Below are 26,941 nucleotides of genomic sequence, written 5' to 3' on the forward strand. Positions count from 1 at the left end.
GGTCACGCCGATGTACAGCGTTCCTCGCTTGTGATTGGTGACGATGTAGACATAGCCCGCCATAGCCGGATGATGCTTGGGAGTGGATCCTCGGGTCAAGCCCGAGGATGACGGGGAGGAGGAGTTCGCCGCGGAAACTCGTAGGTCCTGGATGCAAGGCGGTTGTTGCTTTCGATCCACCACGAAAGTCGTCATCCTCGGGCCTGACCCGAGGATCCATTCCCAAGCCACGGCTGGCTACATTCCTTCAGGCAAGATCGCCCCATCCACAGCTGTAAGCTGTGCCGTCAACCCTTCAAAATCCCGCCTCCCGGCTGACCGCCACACCAAAAAAAATCATCCCCGCAAATCCCCGCCGTTTCGTTCCATGCCATCATGACCTTGTTCCGCCGAGGATACACCGGATTGCGTTGCCGGCGAGGCGGAGCCGGTGCCCGGACGGTTTGGCGAAACGCGCGTCAGATCCCCGGGGCTGCGTGAAAGGCGGTTCTCCTCCGGTTCGTGAAAGCGGGCCGGGCGTGCCGGGTAGCCACACCACGGGCGGTTCACCCCGCCGGACGGCTTTGCCGTCCAAGGGTCCAGGGCTAAACCCCGCCGCATTGAAAGGCTCGGCGGATAAGCGGCCGGGCTGGGGCATTGGAGGCTTTTTCCTTCACAAGAGGCAAAAGCGTAGAAGAACCTGAGAAGCGCGGCAAAAGACACTGAAACGGGGCACAGCGTGTGTCACCTACTACTTTACTCTGAGGCATACGTTGTGCCCCGGCCACCTGCTCTTTGAAAACCCACGGCGAATTGTTCGCGCGTGGCTACAGGACGTTGGGGGTGCGGCAAACGCCGAACTGCTCCCTCCCCCTTGTGGGGAGGGTTGGGGAGGGGCAAGACTGCAAAACGGCAGGCGGGAGTGACCACCGCGAACACAGGAGACAATTGCATATGCCGCAGATCACCCCACCCCGGAGCTTCGCTCCGACCCTCCCCCTCAAGGGGAGGGTATGAAGCCCCCTACGCCCCCTTGGAAAACAGCGAGGCAAAGGTGCGCCTCGGTGCGGACATACCCTTCATGCTCTTGACGATGACCATCTGGCTGATCTCGCCGCGCTTGAAGGCCTTCAGGAAGCGGGGATATTCCTCGAAGGCGACGCAGCCGTGGCTGTCGCCGCGATTGCGCAGCAGGTAGCTGTGGGCCAGAAGGCCGTCGCGGCCATGCGGCGCGACACCGTCGATCGGCGTCAGGCGCACGGCCTCGACGCCATGGAACAGCGATTCGCGCATCGTCACCTTGTAGGTGCCGGGCGGGGTCGGGCCCTTCATCTTGACGTGAACATAGTCGGGATTGTCGCGCATCTTGCCGATGCCGGAATGCGCTTCCAGCTTCTCGCCGTTCGGCATGTAGACCACGCCCGCCGAGATATCGTAATAGGCGACACCCTTCTGGCCGCGGAAGGCCGGGCGCACCTCGTTGCCGTCGTCCATGGGGAAATCGGGCTTGGCATAGGCCAGTTCCTTCACCGCCGGCTTCCTGTTTGCCCGGTCAGGCAATGTCTTGTCGGCCAGTGCCTTGTCCGCCGGCGCCCTGTCCGCGCTGTCGGCGAAGCTTTTCGGCTTTGCCAGCGGCAGCGGCCCGAGATCCGGCAGCATGCCGCCCAGCGACGATGCCGGCTGCGGCATAACAAGACTAAACGGCTTGGGCAGGCCCTGATCCTTGAGCGAGGCGGTCTCGACCATCGCATTGGCCACGACCGGCGTCGAACCGGTAATGACGCCGTCGCCTCTGGCTGCCGCGGCTTTCGCCAGCGCCACAACCTGTGTCTTCTCGGCAAAATCCACCGCCGGCTTGACCATGGCGGTGGCAGCAAGGCTCCTTGGCGGCACAGCGCTGGCGACGAGGTTCATGCGCGGCAGGACGGTGAGCCGGGAAAACTTGGTCAATCGCACCACGCGCTGCTGCTGCGGCGCGGCGCGCACGATGGCGTTCAGCCCCAGCGAGGCCTCCAGCCGTGCCGGTTTGCCAGATGGCAGCGAGGGGGCCATGGTCTGCATCGCCGCGAAGGTTGCCACCATCCAGACGGAGGCGGCAATGCCGATGCCGACAATGGCGCCGCCCGACAGAAACCGCGACGGTGTCTTCGGACGGGCCCCTGCTCTGCCGGAAGACGCGACGTGATTTAACTTTTCAACCGCAAACGCCATGATACTCGATACCCGAAACGCATTACCCAATCGGAGGGCAACAAGACGCATTGCCGCCGAAGCCGGTCCAAAGCCCACGATGCGCCGAACTGCGCGCTTGCCGGGGCCTGCCGGTCGATCCAAAGAATGACAAAGTATGGTAACCAATTCCTTTACGCGGGCTCCCAGAATATCGCGGAGCGGGGTGGGCATAGGAGGAGCGGCATTTGCCGCAGGCAAAAAGGCAAGGAAGGTCGCCCTTCCGCGTGAGACATCATGGTCTGTCGAGCCACCGGAACACGGGCGCAGCGGCGCTCGCGTTCAGCATGAGGATCGAAACTCTGCATTTGCGTCCCGTCTCAGAACTTTAATTTTTGGCGAGAATAAGGAGACGCTCACATGAGCCGGATTTTTCCGGGCGTGCCCGCCACGCGATGATCCCGCCGCCGGAGCGGATATCTCCCGTCAAAATCCGCCGGGCGGCCACCGCTGCGTGCGCCCTGCCCGGCATTCCGGCAAGGCCCTTCCCCCGCCTGAACGGGGCGGACCGGTAGCCGTGCGGACATGATTCCGATGGCGCATTTTCGGCCTGCCACGCCCCTTCATCAGGAATCCGGCAAATACCCGTGGAAATTGTGAAGAGGCGAGTGGTTGGTTAAAATTGCAGCGAATTTCGGCTGAAAAAATTAAATCGCCGACACTACCAATTTGAGCTTATCCGCATGAACGGACCGGAAATTTTTTTACGCCCACTCGGCAGGAATTCGTGCCCATGAGCTTTCTTTCCGCCATCGCAGTCATTGCCCTTGTGGTGATGTTTCCCACGCTGCTGTCGCTGCGCAAGACCGGCGTGCCGGGCGTCGTCAGTTTCTGTGCGGCCTGCGTTCTGGCAGCGCTTGCGGCCTCGGTCAATCTGACCGCCAGTGTCGCGCCGGTCTGGTTCATCGCGGCGGCCGGGACAACGCTGACAGCCGCCGCCTGTCTGCTCATCCTGCGAGGCTTCCGGGAGTTTCTCGGCAAGCAGCCGCCCCGCGCCGTGCCGGTGGCCCTCACCCTTGCCGGCCTCGTCATGCTGCTGCTGTTCTTCAGCCATGCGGCCGACAGCGTTTCGGCACGGGCATCGGTCGGCGCCGGATTGTCGAGCCTGATCTGCCTCCTCATCGGCGTCAACATCATCCGCCACTGGCCGAAGGAACGGGCGATTGCGCCCTACATGCTGTTCTGCTGCCTCGTCGCCTTCACGGTCACCGTCCTTCAGGCCCTGCGGGTCGCAACCGTGGCCGCAGGTTTCGACACGTTCGATACCGCCGTCGAGCCGCATCTGTGGACGACGGCGCTGCTGGCCGCCCGGCAATTGATCATGCCGCTGTTTTTCCTCGGCATTATCCTGATGCTGCAGGGCTGGATGATTGCCAGCCTGCGCCACATGATCGCCCATGACGACCTGACCGGCGCCCTGTCGCGCCGCGCCTTCATGGCCGAGTTCGAGCGGACGTTTCTGGCCGCCAGCGCATCGGGCCGCCAGACGGCATTCATGCTGCTCGATCTGGACAGGTTCAAGCAGATCAACGATCTCTATGGCCACGCCGGCGGCGATGCGGCACTGGCGCACTTCACCGGGACGGTGCGCGACGCATTGGCCGGGCGCGGCAGCCTCGGCCGCCTGGGCGGAGAGGAATTCGGCATCGCCATCGGCGGTATCGGCAGGCTGGAGGCGGCAGCGATCGCCGAAACGATCTGCACGGCCGTCAGAACAACGCCGACCAGCGCCCAAGGCACCAGCATCGCACTGACCGTCAGCATCGGCATCGCCATGGCCGATCCCGGCGGTTCGCTTGCCGAGGTCATGGTGCAGGCCGATGTGGCCCTTTACGAGGCCAAGGCGATGGGGCGCGACAGGTCGAGCATCGCCGGCAGCCTGCATGCGGCGTCCGCTGCCAGCGCCCGGGCGCTGGCCGGTGCAGCGGCCCAGATGCGGGCGGCCGCAGCCGTGACCCCCGACCCCAGGCAGCCCCGGTCGAATACGGGCTGATGTCCCGGCCCGCCCTGGTTGTTTCACCCTGACTTCAAGGCTTGCTTTGCCGGCCGGTCATCCTATGTGACATGGCATCGCATCCGGAGAACCAAAAATGCCGCTTTCCACCCGCCTCATTGCCGCCTGCGCGCTTCTTGCGACCAGCTTTGCCTCCCTTCCCGCGCAAGCCGATACGGTCGGCGAAGTCGGCGTCGACTGGCTCGGCAACGACATCACCATCGATGCGGTGACCGACCCCAAGGTCGCGGGTGTCACCTGCCATGTCACCTATTTCGACCGCAGCGTCATCGACCGCCTGAAAAACGGCAACTGGTTCGAGGATCCGTCCAACAATTCGATCTCCTGCCGCCAGACGGGACCGGTGACGATCGGTGATATCGGCCTCAGCCAGAAGGGCGAGGAAGTGTTCCGCGAAGGGCTGTCGCTGATCTGGAAGAAACTGATCGTCACGCGCATCTACGACAAGAAGAACAACACGCTGATCTATCTTGCCCATTCGCGCGAACTGACCGACGGTTCCGCCAAGATGTCGATCTCGACCATTCCGCTGTTCGAACAGCCGGTCACCTGGACCAACGGCGCGCCGAAATAACCGGCAGCCTGACCAGCGCAGCGATCAATTTGCGCCGGTCACATCGGCCGATGTCACGATGCGCACACCGGCTGCCGACATTTCAGCAATCGCCGCTTCCACCCCGGCGGGATCGATGCCGCGGCTGGCATCGGCAATGAACCGGACGGTGACGCCGGGCATCATTGCTTTCGCGTCGAGCGCCGAGGCCTTGACGCAATAATCGGTGGCAAGGCCGCAGACATCGAGAACATCGACGCGCCGCTCGAGCAGATAATCCGACAGTCCCGTCAACGCGGCCTGGTCATTGTCGCGAAAGGCCGAATAGCTGTCGACCGCGCGGTTTTCGCCCTTGCGCTGCACATACCCGATGGCGGCGACATCGAGACCGGGATGAAAATCGGCGTCGCGCGTTCCCTGGACGCAATGATCCGGCCACAGCATCTGCGCCTTGCCGCCCAGCGTTCCCATCTCAAAGGGGTGGCTGCCCGGATGCTGCGAGGCGAAACTGCCATGGTCGGCCGGATGCCAGTCCTGCGAGGCAACGACCAGATCATAGCCCCCCTCCGCGATCAGACGGTTGGCGACCGGCACGACATCCTCGCCGTTGGGTACGGCCAGATTTCCACCGGAGCAGAAACCGTTCTGGATATCGACGAGCAAAAGGCATTTCACGAGCAATCTCCATCGTTCCGGCAGCGGACACGTTCAATGTCCACGGGACATCCGCCATGCAGATGCAGACTAGACGCAAGCAAGGCCTGGGCCAAGTTGCGCAGTCCGCAATCTGCGGCGCGCCAATGCCAAAAACGCGGGCAGACCGCCAAGCCGAGGCCAGGCGGTCTGCTCACGTTTTGGCAGGCAACAATGGGCTGCTTAGGCGGCCTGCGCCAGCTCGTCGGCGATGACGGTATCGAGATTGAGGAAGCAGACCATGGTCTTTTCCAGGGCAACGATGCCGCGGCAGAAGGCACGCTGTGCCTCCGGAATGATCTCCGGGGCCGGCTGCAGGTCCTCGCTCTTGATCGTCATCATGTCGGAGACCTGTTCGACCAGCAGGCCGACCAGCTTGCCGGCGATGTCGGTGACGATGATCGCCGAACGCTCGGACGGCTCGGTCATCTTCATGCCGAGGCGGCAGGCCATATCGATGACGGGGATCACGGCGCCACGCAGGTTGATCAGGCCGAGAACATAAGGCGGCGTATGCGGCATCGGCGTCACCGGCGCCCAGCCACGGATTTCGCGGATCGCCATGATGTCGATGCAGAATTCCTGGTCACCCAGATGAAACGAAACGATTTCCAGATAGGCGCCGGACTGCTTGATTGCGTTGGACATGATCAGAATTCTTCCCAGTTTTCGGCGGAACCCGATGCCTTGGGCACGGACGACGCGGGGCTGCTAAAGGCGCCCGCCAGTTTGCCCATCAGGGCCTTGGCGGGGGATGGTGCGGGGCGCGCGCCGGCCGATGTGGCGACGCGAACCGGTTGACGGATTGGACGGGCGGACGGGCCGTTCAGCTGGAACTGGCCAATCAGGGCGGTCAGCCCCTCGGCATCCTGCGCCAGCGTATGGCTGGCTGCATTGGTTTGCTCGACCATGGCCGCATTTTGCTGGGTCATCTGGTCGAGTTTCCCGATCGCGGTGTTGATTTCCTGGAGACCGGTCGACTGCTCGCGGGCGGCATTGACGATCGAGGTCATGTGCTCGTTGATGCGCACGACATCCGTGCCGATACGCCCAAGTGCTTCGCCGGTCGCCTGGACCAGCCGAACACCGGTTCCGACCTCGCTGCTGGAGCGGCCGACCAGAACCTTGATGTCCTTGGCGGCGCCGGCGGCCCGCTGGGCGAGTTCCCGGACTTCCTGCGCAACGACGGCAAACCCCTTGCCGGCTTCGCCGGCACGGGCTGCCTCGACGCCGGCATTGAGTGCAAGCAGATTGGTCTGGAAGGCGATTTCGTCGATCACGTTGATGATCTTGCCGATTTCGGAGGATGCATTTTCGATCCGGGCCATCGCTTCGACAGCTTCGCGAACAATGCGGCCTGATTCTTCGGCGTTATTGCGTGTTTCGCCGACCATCTGGCTGGCCTCTTCCGCACGCTGCGTCGCAGTGCGCACGGTGGCGGTGATCTGGTCGAGCGCTGCGGATGTCTCCTCCAGCGAGGCAGCCTGCTGTTCCGTCCGCTTGGCAAGATCGTCGGCTGCGCCCCGCATCTGCTGGCTGTTGGAGTGGATCGAGCTGCCGTTTTCCTGCACATTGGAAAGGACGCCCTGGAGCTTTTCGACGGTGTGGTTGAAGTCCTGTCGCAGCGATTCGAGATCGTCGCGGAAAGGCAGATCGATCGTCGCAGTCAGGTTGCCGTCGGATAGCCGGTTCAATCCCTGCCCGAGCGCACTGACGGCGATCTGCACCTGACGGGATTCTTCGGCGCGTGCAGCCTCGCGTGCCCCGCGCTCCGCCTCGTTTTCGCTGCGGCTTGCAGCGGCCGACAGCTCGAGGCTCTGCTTTTCAATGGCGGCCATGCGGAACGTCTCGACCGCGCGGGCCATTTCGCCCAATTCGTCGCCGCGGGCAACTGCGCCCACGGCCGTCTCGTTGTCTCCCTTGAGAATACGCTGCATGCTGTCGCGCACGGAAAAAATGCCGCGACGAAGGACATTGCCGTGGAAATAGAGCAGGCCAAGCAGCGATGACATGGCGGCAAAGCCAAGCACGATCTGCAGAAAAACGGATTGCGCCGAAACGTCGGTCGCTTCGCCGACACGTGCAGACAGCAGCGCACCGGCTTCATCCGTCAATTTCGTCAGGGATATGCTCATCCGCTCGCCGGCGCCGTCGATCGCATCGTCCACGGCATCGAAGGCCCTGGCGTCTGCCCCTTCTTCGACCATTTTGGGCAAATCGACCTGGATTGCCTTCGTCAATTCTGCAAGATCGGCTTCGAATGTCATCATGGTCTCGGGCTTGGCGACAGATGCCGCCAGGGCCACGGCATCGGCCTTGCCCCGATTGAGAGTCGCAATCGAATCGGAAATGAGTTTCACGCGTTCCGGCGAGACCTTGCGCTCCTGCCGATCCACGATGATATCCATTGCCGCAAGCACAAGCTCGACATTGGTAAGGCGCAGCATGCTGGCGTTCTTGATTGCATCCTGTGCGAACAACGCCTTTTGGAGAGCCGTGCTGACATGGGAATTTTGATACCAGCCGACGGTAAGCATCGAGCCGAAGCCGACGAATGCCGCAAGACCCAGAGTTCCGAGCCGCTGGCTGACCGATAATCTGCGTTCCAACCTTGTAGAAGACGTCATGCGACATGATCCAGTTCTTGAATGCGGCAACGGTTCGCGCGCATATTGCGGGAAACAATGAGATGCGGGAGACCGGACTGGATCGAAACCGGCGACGTCATGTCAGTAAGGAGATTCGGACTCCTTCACCCATCCGGAACATGGCAAACACAAATTAAACATTTGCTAAAATGATCGTCGAATTCTAACGAATCCGGTACATCCGGATGTCCTCGGCGCGGACGCGCTCAAGCAAAACGCAGCTTTTAATATCGAATTCCACGGGGTATCATTGGCCCATGCAGGACAACAACGGAAAGCCCCCGCGAACACTGACGATTACGGCCCTCGCCGGGGCCGGCGTATTGCTGTCCGCCGTCGCCTTTCTCGGCTGGATCGTCCAGGGCCCGGACATGTTCCTGACCATGGCCGAAAACGGCCTCTCCTGGTGCTTCTGACAAGGCGCCCGTTCCCGCCCTGCCACATTTTGACGCTGGCCACGCGAACGTTTGCAACGCCTGGACCAAACCGCTATCTGAACAGCGACATTGGCGCAATTTGACCGGACCGCATCATGAAAACACTTCGCATCGTTCTTTGGGCGGCCGTTGCCGTGGTCGCAGCGGCCCTCGGCTGGCTCAGCTACGAGGTGACCACCTCCAAGGACCAGATCGCCACCGCCGGTCCGTTCGGCGTGCCGTTCCAGCTGATCTCCCAGACAGGCCAGCCGATTTCCGAAAAAGCCTTTACCGGCAAGCCGACGGCCCTGTTCTTCGGCTTCACCCATTGCCCGGAAGTCTGCCCGACCACCCTGTTCGAACTGAACGGCTGGCTGGAAAAGGTCGATCCGGACGGCAGCAAGCTGCAGGCCTATTTCATCAGCGTCGATCCGGAGCGCGATACGCCCGAGATCCTCGGCCAGTATGTTTCCAACGTCTCCAAGCGCATTACCGGCATTTCCGGCCCGCCGGACAAGGTCATGGAGATGGTCAAGGGCTTCCGCGTCTATGCGAAGAAAGTTCCGCTTGATGAAACCAAGCCGGACGGAGACTATACGATGGATCACACGGCTTCGGTGTTCCTGCTCGATTCCGAAGGCAAGTTCACCGGCACGATCGCCTATGGTGAAAATCCGGATACTGCCGTCAAAAAGCTGGAAAACCTGACTAAGAAATAGATCGATCGATGATCGCGAGGACCGGATGGAGGAACGTCGCGGAAAGTCAATTCTGATCGCCGGCGCCGGGCCGACCGGGCTTGCCCTGGCGCTTGAGCTGGCGCGGCGCGGGTTTCATTCGCGTCTGGTCGCAAAATCCAATGGGCCGACACCGGTCAGCGAAAGCCGGGCTCTCGGCGTCAATGCCAGAACCCTGACGCTGCTGGAGGCCTCCGGTGTCAGCGCCCTGATCCTGGCGAAGGCCCGCCGGCTGACCCAGTTCAGGATCTCGTCCGCCGGCAAACGGCTGCTGACGATCGATACCGAAACATTCCGGGGCCACTATTGCCCGGTCCATGCCCTGCCGCAGGGCGAAACCGAACGGCTGCTGCTGCGGAAACTGTCGGCTTTCGGCATCGTGCCGGAGTGGTCGACCGAAGTCTCGACCGTATCCGGCGACATCGAAAAACCGGTGGTCACGCTCACGCACGCCGGCGGCCTGAGCGAGACCGTGCAGCCCGACATGCTGATCGGCGCGGACGGCGCCCATTCCGTCGTGCGCAAGGCCTGCGGCTTTGCTTTTCCCGGAAACGCGATCGAAAGCCGATTCTTCCTCGCCGACTACCGTTACACCCAGCCGGTCGATACCGGTTTCATCGAGATGAACTTTCTCAATCCGGGTGTCCTCGGCCACCTGCCGGTGAACGAGGATACGCTGCGCTATATCTCGACGATCGAGGATTTCGAATCCCGCATCGACCATCCGCACGCGGTCAGGGAACGGACATGGGGGTCGGAATTCGGCATCAGCTTCCGCCATGTCGAGACCATGAGCCGCGGCAATGTCTTTCTGGCTGGAGACGCCGCCCATGTGCATTCGCCGGCCGGTGCACGCGGCATGAACCTTGGCATTGAAGATGCCTGCTGGCTCGCCTGGCTGATCTCGCAAGGGCGGGAGCGGGAATATTCCAACCTGCGGATGCCGGCCGTCAGAACCGTGCTCAAGGACACGCGGCGCATCACCACATTCATCACCCTGCGCAATCCCCTGCTGACCAGCCTGCGTGCCCTGCTGCTGCCGCTGGTCAGCCATGTGCCCGGCTTCACGGCGGCGATGCTGCGCAATGTTTCCGGCCAGGACACACCGCCACCGCCGTGGATTCCCAACGCACAATAGGCGCTACGCTTTACCTCGCATTGGCCGGCATGCTAGAGCCGCGCTAGCCGTCCCGACGGCAAGCACTTGCCGACAAGGACAAAGACATTGAGCGACCTGCGCCTCTTCATCACCACGACCGAAAAGCTGTCCGAAGTCCTTCTGGACCTGATGACCGATGCTTTCGAGGATGATGGCTATGCCATCGCCACCATGGAGATGGACGAGAAGAGGGATATCTGGGAAGCCTCGCTCTATATCGACTTCGACGAGGAAGACGAAATGCGAGCGCGCTTTGCCGCCGTCGTCGCCCATCAGTTTCCCGATGCCACGATCGAGCGTGAAGTCATTCCCGATGTCGACTGGATCGCCAAATCGCTGGAAGGCCTGTCGCCGGTACGCGCCGGCCGCTTCCTCGTCCACGGTTCGCACGACCGCGACAAGGTTCACCTCAACGACATTGCCATCGAGATCGACGCCGGTCAGGCATTCGGCACCGGCCATCACGGCACGACGGCAGGCTGCCTTGAGGTGATCGAAACCGTCATGCGCGCCCGCAAGGTCCGCAATGCGCTGGATCTCGGCACCGGCAGCGGCGTGCTGGCGATCGCGGCACGCAAGCTGAAACCGGTCCCGGTTCTCGCAACCGACATCGACCCGATTGCCACCCGCGTCGCCGCCGAAAACGTCAAACGCAACGGCATCGCTACCGGCATCACCACGCTCACGGCCCCCGGCTTCCATTCGCCGGCCTTTGCCACGCATGGACCGTTCGATCTGATCATCGCCAACATTCTGGCCCGCCCGCTGATCAAGATGGCACCGCAGCTCGCCAGTCATCTGGCCCCCGGCGGTTCGGTGATTCTCTCAGGGATTCTCGCGTCGCAGCGCTGGAAAGTGCTCTCGGCCTATAACGGCCAGCACCTGCGCCATGTGCGCACCATCTGGCGCAACGGCTGGGTGACGATCCATCTCGACCGCCCGTAAGAGGCGGAAATTTCAAAGGCCTGAAAATGAAAAACCCGCCTGTCCGTCATGGACAAGCGGGTTTTTGAAACAAAGGCGATGCCGAAGCACCGCCCGCTGACCGGCAAGCCGGTCATGTCCGCGAGCTTGAGGAGGAGGAGCGCTCAAGCGGACTCTTCACAGTCTGAAATTGGCCACCCGGAGGGAGGAGGAGAAGGATGACCAACCATGTTCAGACCATGCAGCTCTTGCCATCAGGCATTCGCAGGAACAACAGATTTGCGTCCGTGTTCGTTGAGCGGGTTTATAGACTATTTTTGAAACACGGCTAGGGCCATTGCAGCATGGGTGCCATGCACATGGCGCATAAGTATGATAAATGTGACAGATACGAGCATGGGCCGCCTCCCCTCAACGGTTCGGGCGCTCCACAACGCCCGAGCGAGAAAGACGGGCTTTCGCTGTTCCACTCATTTCCGCTAGAGTACCCGCACCCTTTCCAGGAATCGGCCGCATCGCCAAGCGCGGGCCCGGCACAGGCTCCTTCGCATCGCAGGAAAAATCCATGTTCCAGTCCTTTGAAGTCACCTCCACTCCGCAATTCGGCAAGGACCGTGTCGACGCCTTGCGCGCCGCGCTGAAGGCGCTGGGTGTCGATGGTTTTCTCGTGCCGCGTGCCGATGAGTTTCAGGGCGAGTATGTGCCCGCCTCGGCCGAGCGGCTGTCCTGGCTCTCCGGCTTCACAGGTTCTGCCGGCATTGCGCTGATCACGCAGAGTCAGGCAATTGTCTTTGTGGATGGCCGTTACGTCACCCAGCTCAAGGAGCAGGTGGACGGCACTGTTTTCACCGGCGGCGATCTCGTCGGCGAGCCACCGCATCTGTGGTTGGAGCGGCACGGCAAAAAGGGCTTCCGCCTCGGCATCGATCCCTGGCTGCACACCGGCGCAGAGGTCCGCAAGCTCGAAAAAGCCCTGCAGGAACTAGGCGGCGCTCTGGTCTTCCTCGATCACAATCCGCTCGACCGCCTGTGGGAAAACCGGCCGGCGGCCCCGCTTGGCCGCGTCAAGATCCAGCCGCTCGATCATTCCGGCATCCTTGCCCGGGACAAGCTCGCGGCGATGGCGCAAGAGATCGCCAAGGCGGGCGCCGATGCCGTCGTCCTGACCGATCCCTCGTCGATTGCCTGGACCTTCAACATCCGCGGCAGCGATGTGCCGCACACGCCGCACCCCCTCGCCCGCGCCGTCGTCCATGCCGATGGCAAGGCCGAACTGTTCCTCGACAAGCGCAAGACGCGCATCGAGGAGGAAGCCTATCTCACCCAGCTTTCCAGCATCGAGACCCCGTCGTCCTTCGAAGACCGGATTGCAGCGCTTGCCGCAACCGGCGCGAAGATCATGATCGATCCCGACCACGCCCCTTTCGCGCTTGCCGAACGCATTCGTGTGAGCGGCGGCACCGTGATCGAGGCGATCGATCCGGCTCGCCTGCCCCGCGCCCGCAAGAATGCCGCCGAACTCGAAGGCTCCGCCCGCGCCCATCTGCAGGACGGCGCGGCCATGGTCGAATTCCTCGCCTGGCTGGATGCCACGCAACCCGGAACAGTCACCGAAATTGCCGCCGTGGAAAAGCTCGAAGCCTGCCGCGCCGCCGTCGGCCAGCGCATGCAGAACCCGCTCAAGGACATTTCCTTCGACACCATCTCCGGCGCCGGCGAACATGCGGCAATCATGCATTATCGGGTGACGAGCGAAAGCGACCTGACCATTGCCGACGGCACGATGTTCCTGATCGATTCGGGCGGTCAGTACATCAACGGCACGACGGATATCACCCGCACCGTCGCCATCGGCACCGTGCCCGAAGAACAACGGCGTTTCTTCACGCTGGTGCTGAAGGGCATGATCGCCATCAGCGTCGCCCGCTTCCCCAAAGGCTCGCGCGGCGTCGATCTCGATCCGCTGGCCCGCATCGCGCTGTGGAAGGCCGGCGCCGATTTCGCCCATGGCACAGGCCATGGCGTCGGCTCCTACCTGTCGGTGCATGAGGGACCGCAGCGCATCTCGCGCGCCGCGATGCAGGAACTGCTGCCCGGCATGATCCTCTCCAACGAGCCCGGCTACTATCGCCCCGGCGCCTTCGGCATCCGCATCGAAAACCTCGTGCATGTGCTGGAAGCGAGCGAGATCGCCGGAGGCGACCTGCCGATGCTCGGTTTTGCGACCCTGACCTTCTGCCCGATTGACCGCCGCCTGATCGTCGCGGCACTGCTGACCAGCGAAGAACGCGACTGGCTCAACGCCTATCACGCCGAGACACGGGAAAAGCTGTCGCCGTTGATTTCGGATGAGACGGTGCTGAACTGGCTGAAGGCAGCGACCGAACCGCTGGGCCTCTAAGAGAGGCCAAGCCCGCTCCCTATGGAGCGGGCAAATCCCTAGAGCGGGATATGCCGGATCGCCATGATGACGAGCCAGCCGGCCAAGAGCATCCAGAGCGATGAAAAGCGCAGGCCCACGACCAGGGCAACGAGCATGGTGGCCTTCACATCCCAGCCGCCGGAAATGAAGGCGGGCGCCACCAGCGTCGAGAGCACGGCGGCAGGCACCGCATTCAGCGCCGCTTCCATGCGCGGCGGAATGCGCTTCATCTGCGTGATCATCACGTAACCGCCGATACGGGTGAGGAACGTCGCAACGGCGGCAGCAAGGATCACGTAGATCAGCTGTATATGTTCTGCATTGTCCATGATCAGACCTCATGCTCCAGCGTCACCGGCTCTTCTGGTTGCCTGGGCAGCGGCAGACAGGCGGCCAGCAGGATACCGGCGATCGCACCGATGCTGACATGCCAGGGCGAGCCGACGAAATGCATGGCCGCGACCGATGCCAGCGAACTGACGGCGACGACAGGCAGCCAGTTGGCACGCTGGCGAAAGCCGAGCACGAGCCCCATGAAGTAGATCGGCAAAAGCACGTCGAGCCCGATGGCGGCGGGATCGCCGATCATCTGCCCGAAAAGCGCACCGAGCAGCGTCATCACCTGCCACGGCAGGTAGATGACGATCGCAAAGCCCAGATACCAGGCAAAGGTGACCGGCTCGCCGCGTTCGGCGCGCTTCTCGGTTTCGGCATATTGCGGATCGACCAGCAGGAAGAAGGTGAAGAATTTCTGCACGCCGGAAAAATGGCGGATATGCCGGGCGATCGACGCCGAATAGAGGATATGGCGGAAATTGACCGCAAAGACCGACAGCACGATCAGCCACGGCTGAACCCTGTGCCCGAACAGCTCGATCCCGACCATCTGGCTGGCGCCGGCATAGAGCGTGACGCTCATGAGGACCGCATCGGAGACGGAAAGGCCATTGTCGATCGCCAAGGCGCCGAACAGCGCCCCGAACGGTGAAGCCGACACCATCACGGGAAAGCCTCCGCGAACGCCCTGCCAGAAATCATCTTTTGTCATGGAAGAAACTTTCCGGAACGGTGGCGGCCGAATGCCGGACCACGCTTTCCCGAGATATGCGGGAGATGAACGCACAGATAGGCCCCGACCGGCCCAGGGACAATTCAATAAGATTGATGTTGTGATCCAATTTCCTGATCAAAGCCGGGCCGGACAAAGTCCGCCCCGGCGCAAGCTCAGCGCTTGACCTGAAACGTGTGCTCGATGCCGGGAAACGTCCGTGCCTTCACTTCGTTGGCATAGGCCTCGAAGGCAGCCGACATCTGCGGTGCCAGTTCGGCGAAATGCTTGACGAAGCGCGGCTTGAAATCGCTGAAGATGCCCAGCATGTCGTCGGAAACGAGAATCTGGCCGTCGCAGGCCGGTGACGCGCCGATGCCGATCGTCGGCGCCCGCAGCGTCTCGGAAATCTCGCGCGCCAAAGGCTCGATCGTTCCCTCGACGACGATCGCAAAGGCGCCGGCATCGTCGATCGCCTTGGCGTCACGCCGGATCTTGGCCGCTTCCTTGTCGTTACGGCCAAGCGAGCGGTAGCCGCCCATGGTGTTGACGAGCTGCGGCATCAGGCCGACATGGCCAAGCACCGGAATGCCGCGCTGGGTGAGGAAGTCGACGGTTTCGGCCATCTCGGCGCCGCCTTCGAGCTTGACCGCGCTGCAGCCCGTTTCCTTGAGGATACGGGCAGCGCTGGAGAAAGCCTGTTCCTTCGATTCCTGATAGGAGCCGAACGGCAGATCGACAACGACGCAGGCCTTTTCCGAGCCGCGCATGACCGCCTGCCCGTGGGCGATCATCATGTCGAGCGTGACGCCGACGGTCGAATCGAGGCCGTAGAGCACCATGCCGAGCGAATCGCCCACCAGCATGAAATCGACATGCGGATCGAGAAGCCGGGCAATCGGGGTCGTATAGGCCGTCAGGCTGACGATCGGCCGTTCGCCCTTCAGCGCCTCGATACTGCCGGGGCTCAGGCGCCGCTTTACTGCCTGTACACTCATGCTCACGCCACCTTTGCAAATTTTGCGGTTTTTGGGCTAAAAACCCTGTTATCGAGCAGCTTCGTGCCCCCGAAACGGATAAAAAGCAACAGAAGAACCGGTTTTTCGCCGATTTCCGTCAGGATATGCAAAGTCTCCGGGTCGCGCAGCGCCACCACCTCGGGCTTTGCCAGGGGCTCGGACGCTATGAAATCGGTGATAGCTTTTTCAAGAGCCGCCACGTCCGTCAGGCCGCCGGCAATCAGCCGCTCGGCTTCGTCGAGCGCCTTCGGCACGATCGCGGCGGCGGCACGCTCAGTCGGGGTCAGGTAGACGTTGCGCGACGAGCAGGCGAGACCGTCAGCCTCGCGCACCGTCGCCACGCCCACCACCTCGACCGGCTGTGCCAGATCCGCCACCATGCGGCGGATAATCTGCAACTGCTGGAAATCCTTCTCGCCGAAATAGGCGCGGTCCGGCTGCACGATGTTGAAGAGCTTGGTGACCACCGTCGCCACGCCGGCGAAATGGCCGGGGCGAACCGAGCCTTCCAGCTCGCTGCCGAGCGTCGGTACGTCGACCACCGTTTCCATCGGATGCGGATACATGTCCGAAACACCCGGTGCGAAGAGGAAGTCGGCGCCGCCTTCGACCAGCATCGCCTGGTCGCGGGCAAGATCACGCGGATATTTCGTCAGGTCCTCATTGGCCCCGAACTGCAGCGGATTGACGAACAGGCTGACGACGACGAGATCGTTCGCCGCCCGCGCCCGGGCAACCAGTTCCATATGGCCGACATGCAGATAGCCCATGGTCGGCACCAGGCCGATGGTCTTGCCGGCACGGCGATATTCGGAGAGACGCGCGCGCAGCTCTGCAATGGTGGTGATCGTTTCCATCTCGGGATCCTCCAATCCGCAAGCTTGCCGCCTTGTCCACGGCGGCTGGCTCTGCCGGTTTTCATCGGGGGTCTCCACATGAAACCCGGCGCGGTTTCCTAACGTGTGCAGTGCAAAAAGACAATTCAAGATTTGAAGGCGGGAATTGCCATCGGAAAATCGGGTTCCGGATCGACCGGAACCCGATACCGTTATTTGCCGCGTGTTTCGACCGTCTGTTCGATGGCACCGAAGATGGAATGCCCGGTGCGGTCGTTCATCTCGACCCGCACCGTATCGCCGATGGACAGGGCCGAGGTGGCAAGGCACGAACCGGTGGCAACGATGCTGCCTGCGACCAGCGGCCGTGTCCCGGCGGCGGCCGCAACGGCAGTCGCAGCCGCGCTCACGCTGCCTTTGCCACCCTCAAGCGGCTTGCCGTTGTGCCGGATAAGCAGCGAAAGCTCGGCCCCCTCGCCCAGCTCGTCCGGTGTCACGGCAACCGGCGAGAAGGAGGTGGCAGCACCTGTTCCACCGGCGGAAATATCATTGGCGAGCAACACCAGAAGAATGGCCTGCTTTGCCGCATCGGCGCCTGCCTGCACGTCGACATCATCGACGATCACGGCAAGCTGCGCCGTCGCGGCAATGCCCGCGCTGCCGGCCGCAACCAGAATGGGATCGCGCGGCCCGGAAAAGCCGCCGGAGCCGCCGGCCCAGAAAAAGGCCCGTGGCAGCGGCGATGCCGCGTCATGTTCATGAAACCGCGTCGTCGGCTGCGCGCCGGTCTCCACGCCGATGGCGACGCGCGCCAGCCGCGGGCCGGCATGCGCCCAGTCGTCGAGCGCCGCCTGAAGGGTGCGCGCGATATGACCGACTTCCGAGCAGCGGGTCAGATCCTTGGAGACCACGACGAGTTTGCCGTCGCGGGTACTGTCTTTGAGAGTGGCCAGTTTCATCGCTTGCGTGTTCCTCGGGGTTCTGGTTGCACGGGCAGTTCTTCGACCGCCTGCCCCCATAGGATACTATTTGGCGGCAGGTGTCGCGCCGAATTTGCAAGCCACCGGACGGCGGGATTGTCGGCGATTTCGGCAGGCACCGGCCGCAGCCACCAACGCAAACGGCTGGGGAAACCTTTCGCCGGCAACCGCGCTTGCAGGATCATGTGTCAATAATACACAATGATACACGCCTTGCGTGTTCGTATCTGAAATTCGATTCTGCTTCTTTAGCAGTTGATAACAGGTTTTCACTACTCTGAGGCGAAGACAGGTCTGGCAACGGGGGAAAACCGGATCATCACCGGTTGCACTGCCTCTGCCGTTGAACCGAACACCGGGATTTGGAATGGGCATGCACCAGGACGCTGCTGAGGGGAACGACAACAATCGCATCGAGCACGGTCGGCTGGAGGCCCTTTCCACTCTGTGGATCGCCGGAACCGCGCCGGAGCCACGGTTCGATACGATCGTGCAGCTTGCCGCCCAGCTGTTCGAAACCCCGATGGCCTTCATCACGCTGGTTGAAAAGGACATCCAGCGGTTCAAGGCGACCCACGGCGTCGACGTGCCCGATATCGCCCGTTCGACATCCTTCTGTACCCATACGATCCAGAGCGGCGATGTCTTCGTCGTCCCGGACATGCAGGCCGATCCCCGCTTTGCCGATAATCCTCTGGTGACGGGCACGCCCTTCGTTCGCTTCTACGCCGGAGCGCCGCTGGTGACGGCAGATGGTTTCCGCATCGGCGCCCTGTGCATCGCCGATACCATGCCGCGCCATGCGTTCGGCGAACGCCAGCAGCAGACACTGAAACTCCTGGCCGCCCAGGTCATGGAACAGATGCGCTTGCGCCAGGAAGAGATCATCCGTTCGACGGTCATGAAATTTTCCGATGCGACCGGGCTTGCCCTCTTCTCGATCAATGCCGCCGGCCGGATCGAATTCGTCAACCGCGCAGCCCTCTGCCTGTTCGGTTACGAGCACGGCGAAATGATCGGCCAGCCGATCGACCTCATCATTCCCGACCGGTTTCGCGGCGCGCATCACGCCGGTCTCGCCCGGGTTCTGGCCGGCGGCACCACCAAGCTGATCGGCAAGACCGTCGAGGTCATGGCGCGCAAGCGGGATCAGACCGAAGTGCCGATCGAGATTTCGCTGTCGCTGTGGAACGACGAACGCGGCGTCGGCATGGGCGCGGTCATCCGCGATATCTCCGATCGCCGCGACAGGGATGCCCGGCTGCTCAGAATGGCCAATCAGGATACGCTGACCGGGCTCAGCAACCGCAACCGGTTTGAAAGCCTGCTGCAGGAGGTTCTGTCCGAGAACCGTGCCGCAACCGTTGCCCTGCTCGATCTTGATGGCTTCAAGGATGTCAACGACAGCCTCGGCCATGCCGTCGGCGACGCGTTGCTGCAGGCTGTCGCCGTCCGGCTGCCGTCGGTTCTTGCCGATGATGTTACCGTTGCCCGCTTCGGCGGTGACGGCTTTGCCGTGCTGTTTCCCGAGGTCGCCACCCTCGACGGTGCCTTGAAGGCCATCGGCGCGGTCCTTTCGGCCTTCGAAATGCCGTTCGAGGTGGGCGGCAACGTTTTCCAGGTGACGACCACCCTTGGCTTTGCGCTCGCGCCCGAACATGGCGCCGACGCGGAGGAATTGCTCGCCAGCGCCGATTTCGCCCTCTACCGGGCAAAACAGGCCGGCGGCAGCACCATGCTGATGTTCGATCCGGAGATGCGCAACGATTCGCTGGCCCGCCGCGCAACCCAGGACGAGCTGCTGCGTGCCCTGCAAAATGGCGAACTGGTGCTGCATTATCAGCCGCAGGTTTCGCTCACCGATGGCCATGTCTTCGGCATGGAGGCATTGATCCGCTGGCGGCACCCCGAACATGGCCTCATGTTTCCGGCTGCCTTCCTTCCGGCCTTGGAATCGAGCTCCCTTGCCCTGCCCGTCGGCTGGTGGGTTTTGAATGAAGCCTGCCGGCAGGCGGCCGAATGGCTGGCGCAGGGCCATGCCCCGATCAAGGTCAGCGTCAATCTTTTTGCCGCCCAGTATCGCGCCGGCACGCTCGTTCAGCATGTCGTCGATGCGCTGGCCGAACACGGGCTCCCCCCTTCCGCGCTCGGCCTCGAGGTGACGGAAACCATTGCGCTTCTCAACGACGATCATGCGTTTGCAGCCGTGCGCGCGCTGCGCGATCTCGGCGTCGACATCGCTTTCGATGATTTCGGGACCGGTTATGCCTCGCTCAGCTCGTTGCAGCGCTTTCCGCTGACGACGCTGAAAATCGACCGGAGTTTCATCAGCGACATGCTGGACAATCGGCATGACGCCGCCATCACCCGGGCGATGCTGACGATGGGCAACGAACTGGGGCTGGAAACGATCGCAGAAGGCATAGAGACGGAGGAACAGGAGATCGCGCTGCGGCTGCTCGGCTGCAAGGCCGGTCAGGGCTACCGCTACGGCAAGGCGCTGCCGGCGGAGCAGGCCGCGGTGCTTCTGGCTATGTCGACCGCCCGGCGGGCAAACCAGCCCACATAGCCCGGACGGCCGGAAATGGCGTGTTCGCCTACAGCAGGCCCGCTGCGAAATAGAACAGCGCCGAGATCAGCGCCGCCGCCGGCAGGGTCACGACCCAGGCGATGACGATATTGCCGGCAAGCCCCCAGCGAACCGCCGAAACACGCCGTGCAGCCCCGACGCCGATAATCGCACCGGTGATGGTATGCGTCGTCGAGACCGGAATCCCCAGCCAGGTGGCGGCAAACAGGGTGATCGCCCCCCCGGTTTCCGCGCAAAAACCCTGCATCGGATTGAGCCGGGTGATCTTCGATCCCATGGTATGAACGATGCGCCAGCCGCCGAACAGCGTGCCCAGCGCCATCGCCGACTGGCAGGTGATCACTACCCAGAACGGCACGAAGAACGTCTCACCGAGATAGCCCTGGCTGAACAGCAGCACGGCGATGATGCCCATGGTCTTCTGGGCGTCGTTGCCGCCATGACCGAGTGAATAGAGCGATGCCGAGATGAACTGCAGGCCGCGAAAGCTGCGATCGACGGCAAACGGCGTCTGGCGCAGGCAGACCCAGGAAACGATCAGGACAAGCAGCAGCGCCAGGAAGAAACCGATCATCGGCGACATGAAGATGGCGCCGACCGTCTTCAGGAGACCGCTCAGAACGATTGCGTCGCCACCGGTCTTGGCGAGCCCTGCGCCAACAAGGCCACCGACCAGCGCATGCGACGAACTCGACGGAATACCGAAAATCCAGGTGACGATATTCCAGATGATCGCGCCCATCAGCGCGGCGAAAATCACCTGCGGCGTGACGATGGCCGGGTCGATGATGCCGGTACCCAGCGTTTCGGCGACATGCAGGCCGAAGAACAGGAAAGCGATGAAATTGAAGAACGCCGCCCACATCACCGCATATTGCGGCCGCAGAACGCGCGTCGAGACGATCGTCGCGATCGAGTTCGCCGCGTCATGCAGGCCGTTGAGGAAATCGAAGAACAGCGCGACGCCGATCAGGGCGACGAGCAGCGGAAAGGCGAGCGTAGCGTCCATCAGACGTTCTCGATCAAAATGCCGCTGATTTCATTGGCGACATCCTCGAAGCGGTCGACCACCTTTTCGAGTTCGCCGTAAATCTCGCTGCCGATGATATAGCCCATCGGGTTCGAGGTGCCGTGACGGCGGAACAGGTCCTTGAGGCCTTCGTCATGCAGCTGGTCGGAGCGCTCCTCAAGCCGGTTGACCTCCTCGGCGATGGCCGTCAGGCGCGGCACATTGGCGCCGATACGGTCCAGCAGCGGGATGGCTTCGGCAATCAGCCGGGCGGCATCGATGATGAGAACGCCCATTTCGCGCATGCCCGGATCGAAGCTTCTTTGCTCGAACAGCCGGATGGTCTTGACCGTCTTGTGCATCATGTCGATGGCATCGTCCATCGACTGGATCAGGTCCTTGATATCGCCGCGATCGAACGGCGTGATGAAACTCAGGCGAACGGCCTGCATGACGTCGCGGGTGATGTTATCGGCCTGATCTTCGAGCGCAACGATGCGGTCGCAATTGGCATCATGATCGCCCTCGCCCGCCAGAAGCGCCTTCAGCGCTTCGGCGGCCCCCACGACCGTGCGTGAATGCGCCCCGAAAAGCTCGAAGAACTTGTCTTCGCGCGGCAGCAGCTTGCGAAACCAACCCAGCATTGTTCAATCACCCATCTTCGCCGTTGTCACGAAATTGTCATAAATCTGGCAGTCCTCATAGAGAAGACAGGGGCGTAAGGGAAGCTTTCGGGGCAATCGGAGTGTGGTTACCCACCGATCAGGGTAAACCAGCCGTCTTCATCAGTGGTTTCGACACCCAGTTCGCGGGCTTTTTCGAGTTTTGAGCCGGCACCGGGACCGGCGACGAGCAGATCGGTCTTCTTCGACACCGAACCCGCGACCTTGGCTCCCAGCCGCTCGGCCATGGCCTTGGCCTCGTCACGGGTCATCTTTTCGAGAGAGCCGGTAAAGACGACGGTCTTGCCAGCCACCGGGCTCGAGCTTGCCACCGGCGCTTCGGCATCCTGCGGCGTCACCTCATCGAGCAGGCGCGACACGACATCCATGTTGCGCGGTTCCTTGTAGAACTCGACGATCGCCCGGGCAACGACCTCGCCGATACCGTCGATCACATTGAGATCGCTCCAGGCCTCCGATGTACTATCGGCGGCCGCCTTCATGGCCTCGGAGAACGCGGCATAGCTGCCATAGGAGCGTGCCAGAAGCTTGGCCGTGGTTTCGCCGACATGGCGGATACCCAGCGCATAGATCAGCCGGTGCAACGCCACCTGCCGGCGATCGTTGATCGCATCGTAGAGCTTGCGGACGCTGACCTTGCCGAAGCCGTCGATATTCTCGAGCTTGGTCAGAACCGATTCGGTCTGGCGCTTTTCCAGCGTGAAGATGTCGGGCGCGGTCTTGATCGACAGTGCAGGATCGTCGGCCTCGAAAAAGAAATCGATCTGCTTGGAGCCCAGCCCCTCGATATCGAAGGCATTGCGCGAAACGAAATGCTTGAGATGCTCGACCGCCTGCGCCCGGCAGACGAAACCGCCGGTGCAGCGCGTCACCGAATCGAGCTTGCCGGTCTTTTCGTTGCGCTCGCGCACCGCATGGCTGCCGCAGACCGGGCAGACCTTCGGAAATTGATAGCGCTGCGCATCGCTCGACCGCTTCTCCATGACCACATCGAGTACCTGCGGAATGACGTCCCCTGCCCGCTGGACGATGACGGTATCGCCGATGCGGATATCGTGTTCCTCTTCGCGGATGCGCTCGCCGCCATTGCCGATGCCTTCGATATAATCGGCATTGTGCAGTGTCGCATTGGTCACCACGACGCCGCCGACCGTGACCGGCGTCAGCCGGGCAACCGGCGTCAGCGCCCCGGTGCGCCCGACCTGGATCTCAATTTTCTCGACGGTGGTGAAAGCCTGCTCGGCGGGAAATTTATGAGCGGTCGCCCAGCGCGGCGAGCGCGAGCGGAAACCGAGGCGCTGCTGCAGGTCGAGCCGGTCGACCTTGTAGACGACGCCATCGATATCATAGTCAAGATCGGGGCGTTTGAGGCCGATGCCGTTATAGTGTGCGAGGATCGCCTCGATCGACGACAGCCGCTCCGTCAGCGGATTGACCGGAAAGCCCCAGCGCTTGAACACCTCGACCATGCCGAACTGCGTCTCGGACGGCATTTCCGAAATCTCACCCCAGGCATAGGCGAAGAATTTCAGCTTGCGGGTGGCGGTGATCGTCGGATCGAGTTGACGCAGCGAGCCCGCCGCCGTATTGCGCGGATTGACATAGGTCTGCTTGCCCTCGGCCAGCATCTGCTCGTTCAGCGCCAGGAAATCGCTCTTGGCCATATAGACCTCGCCGCGCACCTCGACGATTTCAGGGGCGCCCGGCGGCAATGTCTGCGGAATTTCCTTGATGGTGCGGATATTGGCCGTGACGTTCTCGCCGGTCGTGCCATCGCCGCGCGTGGCGGCGCTGACGAGCGTGCCGTTTTCATAGCGCAGCGACATGGAAAGCCCGTCGATCTTCGGCTCGGCGGTAAAGGCGATGGAATTATCCGGCAGGAGACCGAGGAAACGGTAGACGCTGCCGATGAAATCCTGCACGTCCTCGTCGGAAAAGACGTTGTCCAGCGACAGCATCGGCCGCGCGTGGGTGATCTGCTGGAAAATGCCGGATGGCGCAGCGCCGACCTTGCGTGACGGGCTGTCGGCGCGAACAAGCTCGGGAAACCGTGCCTCGATCTCCTCGTTGCGACGCTTCAGCGCGTCATAGTCCGCATCCGAAATCTCGGGCGCATCCTTGCCGTGATAGAGCGCATCATGATGGGCAAGCGCGCCAGCCAGCCGCTCCAGCTCGCCGGCAGCATCTTCGAGCGTCAGGGTTTCAACGGCGGCGGTTTCGATCGACATGCTGGCAGACTCCACGTTTCGGAGTCGTTTTAGAGAAATTTCCGGGAATGGGAAGATGCCGGTTCACACCTCCCCTTGAGGGGGAGGTCGCGCGGAATGCGCGGGTGGGGTGATCCATTGGGTTTCGCGAAAGGTCACCCCACCCCGGCACTTCGTGCCGACCCTCCCCCTCAAGGGGAGGGTAAATTTACACGTTGCCTGCCAGCAATCGCACGGCAGCCGCCCTCGCCTCGTCCGTTACCGAGGCACCGGCGAGCATGCGGGCGATCTCCTCGGTGCGGGCCCTGTCGTCCATGCGGGCGACGCGGGTGGCGATGGTTTCGGATTTTTCCGCCGATGGCCCCTTGGAAATCAAGAGATGCGTCGCGGCACGCGCGGCCACCTGCGGCGCATGGGTGACTGACAGCACCTGGACGGTCTTCGACAGCCGCTTCAGCCGCTGGCCGATGGCATCGGCCACCGCACCGCCGACACCGGTGTCGATTTCATCGAAGACGAGGGTTGGTGCCGAGCCGCGATCGGCCAGCGCCACCTTCAGCGCCAACAGGAAGCGCGAAAGCTCGCCGCCGGACGCCACTTTCATGATCGGCCCCGGCCGGGTGCCCGGGTTGGTCTGGACATGGAATTCGACCACGTCGATCCCCTCGGCCGCTGCGGCCTGCGGATCGGAGGTCACTTCGACCATGAACCGGGCCCGCTCAAGCTTCAGTGCCGGCAGCTCGGCCATGACAGCCTCGGACAGAGCAGTCGCGGTGTTGTGGCGCTTGGCCGACAGCGCCGTGGCGGCAGCATCGAAGGCGCCCTTGGTGAGGCCCAGCTGCGCGTCCAGCTGCTTCAGCTTCTCCTCGCCGGCATCGAGATCGGCGAGATCGGCGATCATCCGCACGGCCAGTGCCGGCAGCGTCGTCACCGGCACGGAATATTTGCGGGCGGCGGCGCGCAGCGCAAACAGCCGCTCCTCGACACGCTCCAGCTCCTTGGGATCATATTCGGTCTTGCGCAGCGCCGCCTCGATCGACATTTGCGCATCGGAAAGCTGGTTCAACGCGCTGTCGAGAAACTCCACCGTCTCTTCGAGAAGCCCCGGCGCCTCATGGCTCTTGCGCTCCAGCCGGCGCACCAGCGATGCGATCAGCGGAACCGGAGACGCATTGCCATTGAGAAATTCGCTCGCCTCGTTGATATCGACGGCGATGCGCTCGGCCTTCATCATGCGCGAACGGCGCTCGGCCAGATCGTCCTCCTCGCCATCCTGCGGCGACAGCGCTTCCAGCTCTTCCACCGAGGCACGCAGGTAATCGGCCTCGCGGGCCGCGGCCTCGACCTTGTCGCGGTGCTTCTTCAGCATCCGCTCGGCATCCTTCCAGATGCGATAGAGACCGGCGACAGCCTGCGCCTCTTCGGCAAGACCACCAAAAGCATCGAGAAGCGTGCGGTGCGCGTGGGTGTCGACCAAAGCGCGGTCGTCGTGCTGGCCGTGGATTTCGACGAGAAGCTGGCCGGCCTGGCGCATCAGCTGGACAGAGACCGGCTGGTCGTTGACATAGGCCTTGGTGCGGCCATCCGCCGACTGCACCCGGCGGAAAATCAGGTCGCCATCGTCGTCGATACCGTTCTCGCGGACGAGAAGACGGGCCGGATGGCCCATGCCGACATCGAAGACCGCCGTCACCTGCCCCTTGTCGCCGCCATGGCGGACAAGCGAGCCGTCGCCACGGCCGCCAAGGGCCAGCGACAAGCTATCGAGAAGGATGGATTTTCCAGCCCCGGTTTCGCCGGTCAGCACGGAAAGACCGGCATCGAAAGACAGATCAAGCCGTTCGATCAGGACGATATCGCGGATCGAAATCTGTGAAAGCATCCCGGTTCAAATCTCTTCGCTCAGACGCCAAGTATCTTCTTGCCTGCGCGCGAAATCCACGAATTGCCGTTTTCGCGCGGCTCCAGTCCACCGGTCTGCAAAAGCTTGTAGCTGTCGGCATACCACTGGCTATCCGGATAGTTGTGCCCGAGAACCGCCGCTGCCGTCTGTGCTTCGGTGGTGATGCCCATGGCGAAATAGGTTTCCACCAGCCGCGCCAAGGCCTCTTCGACCTGATTGGTGTTGGGATACTGCTCGACCACGGACCGGAAGCGCGTCACGGCGGCAAGATATTCCTTGCGCTCGAGATAATAGCGGCCGACCTGCATTTCCTTGCCGGCCAGCTGGTCCTTGGCATAACGGATCTTGGCCTGCGCGTCCTCGACATATTCCGAATCCGGATATTTGGTCACGACCGTCTGCATCGCCTCGATCGTCTTGAAGGCCGGCTTCTGGTCCTGCGTCACCGCCGGGATCTGCTTGGAATAGGCAAGCCCGACGATATACTGTGCATAGGCGGCGTCGGCCGATTCCGGATAGAGATTGAGATAACGGGTCGCGCCGTTGATGGCGTCCTGATACTGGCCATTGCGGTAATTGACGAAGGACCGCATGACCAGCGCCTTGCGGGCATATTCGGAGAACGGATGCTGCTGGTCGATCGCGTCGAACTTGCGCGCCGCTTCCGTCGTCTTGCCCGCATTCAGGTTGGCAAGGCCCTGATTGTAGAGGACTTCCGGCGGATCCGTTTCCGCAGTCAGCTTGGTGATGTCGATGTCGGGATCGTTCTGGCAGGCAGTTACCAGCACACTGGTTGCCGACACCGCAAGCGCAATGGCAGCAACACGTGCCATCTTCTTCAATTCAACCTGGCCTGCAAATACCATTCGTAAATCCCAACTCGCGCGGCGGT

General features: G+C 62.4%; 22 protein-coding genes and 1 pseudogene. 8 read left to right on the forward strand and 15 right to left on the reverse strand.

The genetic code is table 11. The features are described 5' to 3' along the window. Nucleotides 1-195: pseudogene (locus ADU59_RS31225) on the reverse strand (hypothetical protein); the annotation flags it as partial. A gap of 807 nt (nucleotides 196-1,002) precedes the next feature. Further along, nucleotides 1,003-2,190, reverse strand: coding sequence for a DUF2778 domain-containing protein (locus ADU59_RS23085; protein ID WP_068956988.1), 1,188 nt, complete (start codon nucleotides 2,188-2,190; stop codon nucleotides 1,003-1,005). Nucleotides 2,191-2,941: 751 nt separating this feature from the next. Here ADU59_RS23085 and ADU59_RS23090 point away from each other — a divergent pair. Together ADU59_RS23090 and ADU59_RS23095 are read left to right on the forward strand one after the other, a co-directional pair. Then, complete coding sequence (locus ADU59_RS23090; RefSeq protein ID WP_068956990.1) at nucleotides 2,942-4,201, forward strand: GGDEF domain-containing protein; 1,260 nt, start codon at nucleotides 2,942-2,944, stop codon at nucleotides 4,199-4,201. Between the two features lie 97 nt (nucleotides 4,202-4,298). Continuing rightward, nucleotides 4,299-4,796: a CreA family protein gene (locus ADU59_RS23095; protein ID WP_068956992.1), complete on the forward strand. Its 498-nt coding sequence runs from the start codon at nucleotides 4,299-4,301 to the stop codon at nucleotides 4,794-4,796. A 24-nt stretch (nucleotides 4,797-4,820) separates the two neighbouring features. On the opposite strand, the gene pncA is transcribed toward ADU59_RS23095, so the two are convergent. The 3 genes from pncA to ADU59_RS23110 all read right to left on the reverse strand — a co-directional run bounded on the left by pncA (nucleotide 4,821) and on the right by ADU59_RS23110 (nucleotide 8,095). After that, nucleotides 4,821-5,450: a bifunctional nicotinamidase/pyrazinamidase gene (pncA, locus tag ADU59_RS23100; RefSeq protein ID WP_068957310.1), complete on the reverse strand. Its 630-nt coding sequence runs from the start codon at nucleotides 5,448-5,450 to the stop codon at nucleotides 4,821-4,823. Nucleotides 5,451-5,651: 201 nt separating this feature from the next. Next, on the reverse strand, nucleotides 5,652-6,116 hold the full coding sequence (locus ADU59_RS23105; RefSeq protein WP_018326507.1) for a chemotaxis protein CheW: 465 nt from the start codon (nucleotides 6,114-6,116) through the stop codon (nucleotides 5,652-5,654). A 2-nt stretch (nucleotides 6,117-6,118) separates the two neighbouring features. Then, a complete protein-coding gene (locus ADU59_RS23110; protein WP_068956994.1) occupies nucleotides 6,119-8,095 on the reverse strand; it encodes a methyl-accepting chemotaxis protein in 1,977 nt (658 codons plus the stop codon). A 278-nt stretch (nucleotides 8,096-8,373) separates the two neighbouring features. Between ADU59_RS23110 and ADU59_RS30930 the strand changes: the two genes are divergently transcribed. From ADU59_RS30930 to ADU59_RS23130, 5 genes are all read left to right on the forward strand, one after another. After that, the gene (locus tag ADU59_RS30930; protein WP_099050913.1) at nucleotides 8,374-8,532 is read left to right on the forward strand and encodes a hypothetical protein; all 159 of its coding nucleotides are present in this window, start codon (nucleotides 8,374-8,376) and stop codon (nucleotides 8,530-8,532) included. A gap of 116 nt (nucleotides 8,533-8,648) precedes the next feature. After that, nucleotides 8,649-9,251 carry an SCO family protein gene (locus tag ADU59_RS23115; RefSeq protein ID WP_068956996.1) on the forward strand — a complete coding sequence of 201 codons (603 nt, stop codon included), beginning with the start codon at nucleotides 8,649-8,651 and terminating at the stop codon, nucleotides 9,249-9,251. A 25-nt stretch (nucleotides 9,252-9,276) separates the two neighbouring features. Beyond that, nucleotides 9,277-10,407 (forward strand): FAD-dependent oxidoreductase, encoded by a 1,131-nt coding sequence (locus tag ADU59_RS23120; RefSeq protein WP_068956998.1) that lies wholly within the window; start codon nucleotides 9,277-9,279, stop codon nucleotides 10,405-10,407. A gap of 87 nt (nucleotides 10,408-10,494) precedes the next feature. Further along, a complete protein-coding gene (locus ADU59_RS23125) occupies nucleotides 10,495-11,373 on the forward strand; it encodes a 50S ribosomal protein L11 methyltransferase (protein WP_068957000.1) in 879 nt (292 codons plus the stop codon). A 544-nt stretch (nucleotides 11,374-11,917) separates the two neighbouring features. Next, nucleotides 11,918-13,753 (forward strand): aminopeptidase P family protein, encoded by a 1,836-nt coding sequence (locus ADU59_RS23130; protein ID WP_068957002.1) that lies wholly within the window; start codon nucleotides 11,918-11,920, stop codon nucleotides 13,751-13,753. A 38-nt stretch (nucleotides 13,754-13,791) separates the two neighbouring features. On the opposite strand, the gene ADU59_RS23135 is transcribed toward ADU59_RS23130, so the two are convergent. From ADU59_RS23135 to ADU59_RS23155, 5 genes are all read right to left on the reverse strand, one after another. Continuing rightward, nucleotides 13,792-14,103, reverse strand: a complete 312-nt coding sequence (locus ADU59_RS23135; protein WP_068957004.1) for an AzlD family protein — start codon at nucleotides 14,101-14,103, stop codon at nucleotides 13,792-13,794. A 2-nt stretch (nucleotides 14,104-14,105) separates the two neighbouring features. Further along, the gene (locus ADU59_RS23140; protein ID WP_068957006.1) at nucleotides 14,106-14,822 is read right to left on the reverse strand and encodes an AzlC family ABC transporter permease; all 717 of its coding nucleotides are present in this window, start codon (nucleotides 14,820-14,822) and stop codon (nucleotides 14,106-14,108) included. A 176-nt stretch (nucleotides 14,823-14,998) separates the two neighbouring features. Continuing rightward, entirely contained in the window at nucleotides 14,999-15,820 is an 822-nt protein-coding gene (gene panB, locus ADU59_RS23145) for a 3-methyl-2-oxobutanoate hydroxymethyltransferase (RefSeq protein ID WP_068957008.1), read from the reverse strand. 2 nt (nucleotides 15,821-15,822) lie between these two features. After that, nucleotides 15,823-16,698: a pantoate--beta-alanine ligase gene (gene panC / locus ADU59_RS23150; RefSeq protein WP_068957010.1), complete on the reverse strand. Its 876-nt coding sequence runs from the start codon at nucleotides 16,696-16,698 to the stop codon at nucleotides 15,823-15,825. A 191-nt stretch (nucleotides 16,699-16,889) separates the two neighbouring features. Then, nucleotides 16,890-17,636 (reverse strand): fumarylacetoacetate hydrolase family protein, encoded by a 747-nt coding sequence (locus ADU59_RS23155; RefSeq protein WP_068957012.1) that lies wholly within the window; start codon nucleotides 17,634-17,636, stop codon nucleotides 16,890-16,892. A 394-nt stretch (nucleotides 17,637-18,030) separates the two neighbouring features. Here ADU59_RS23155 and ADU59_RS23160 point away from each other — a divergent pair, with 394 nt between their 5' ends. Then, nucleotides 18,031-20,226: a sensor domain-containing phosphodiesterase gene (locus ADU59_RS23160; protein WP_068957312.1), complete on the forward strand. Its 2,196-nt coding sequence runs from the start codon at nucleotides 18,031-18,033 to the stop codon at nucleotides 20,224-20,226. 28 nt (nucleotides 20,227-20,254) lie between these two features. Here the strand turns inward: ADU59_RS23160 and ADU59_RS23165 are convergent, their stop codons facing one another. The 5 genes from ADU59_RS23165 to ADU59_RS23185 all read right to left on the reverse strand — a co-directional run bounded on the left by ADU59_RS23165 (nucleotide 20,255) and on the right by ADU59_RS23185 (nucleotide 26,915). After that, entirely contained in the window at nucleotides 20,255-21,256 is a 1,002-nt protein-coding gene (locus ADU59_RS23165) for an inorganic phosphate transporter (RefSeq protein WP_068957015.1), read from the reverse strand. Beyond that, nucleotides 21,256-21,900 carry a DUF47 domain-containing protein gene (locus ADU59_RS23170; RefSeq protein WP_068957017.1) on the reverse strand — a complete coding sequence of 215 codons (645 nt, stop codon included), beginning with the start codon at nucleotides 21,898-21,900 and terminating at the stop codon, nucleotides 21,256-21,258. The genes ADU59_RS23165 and ADU59_RS23170 overlap by 1 nt, the downstream gene beginning before the upstream one ends. 107 nt (nucleotides 21,901-22,007) lie before the next feature. Next, on the reverse strand, nucleotides 22,008-24,167 hold the full coding sequence (ligA, locus tag ADU59_RS23175; RefSeq protein WP_068957019.1) for an NAD-dependent DNA ligase LigA: 2,160 nt from the start codon (nucleotides 24,165-24,167) through the stop codon (nucleotides 22,008-22,010). 187 nt (nucleotides 24,168-24,354) lie between these two features. Next, nucleotides 24,355-26,028 (reverse strand): DNA repair protein RecN, encoded by a 1,674-nt coding sequence (gene recN / locus ADU59_RS23180; protein WP_068957021.1) that lies wholly within the window; start codon nucleotides 26,026-26,028, stop codon nucleotides 24,355-24,357. A 20-nt stretch (nucleotides 26,029-26,048) separates the two neighbouring features. Next, nucleotides 26,049-26,915 (reverse strand): outer membrane protein assembly factor BamD, encoded by an 867-nt coding sequence (locus tag ADU59_RS23185; protein ID WP_068957023.1) that lies wholly within the window; start codon nucleotides 26,913-26,915, stop codon nucleotides 26,049-26,051. Between the last annotated feature and the right edge of the window lie 26 nt (nucleotides 26,916-26,941).

This window comes from Pararhizobium polonicum (assembly GCF_001687365.1).
Lineage (GTDB): Bacteria > Pseudomonadota > Alphaproteobacteria > Rhizobiales > Rhizobiaceae > Pararhizobium > Pararhizobium polonicum.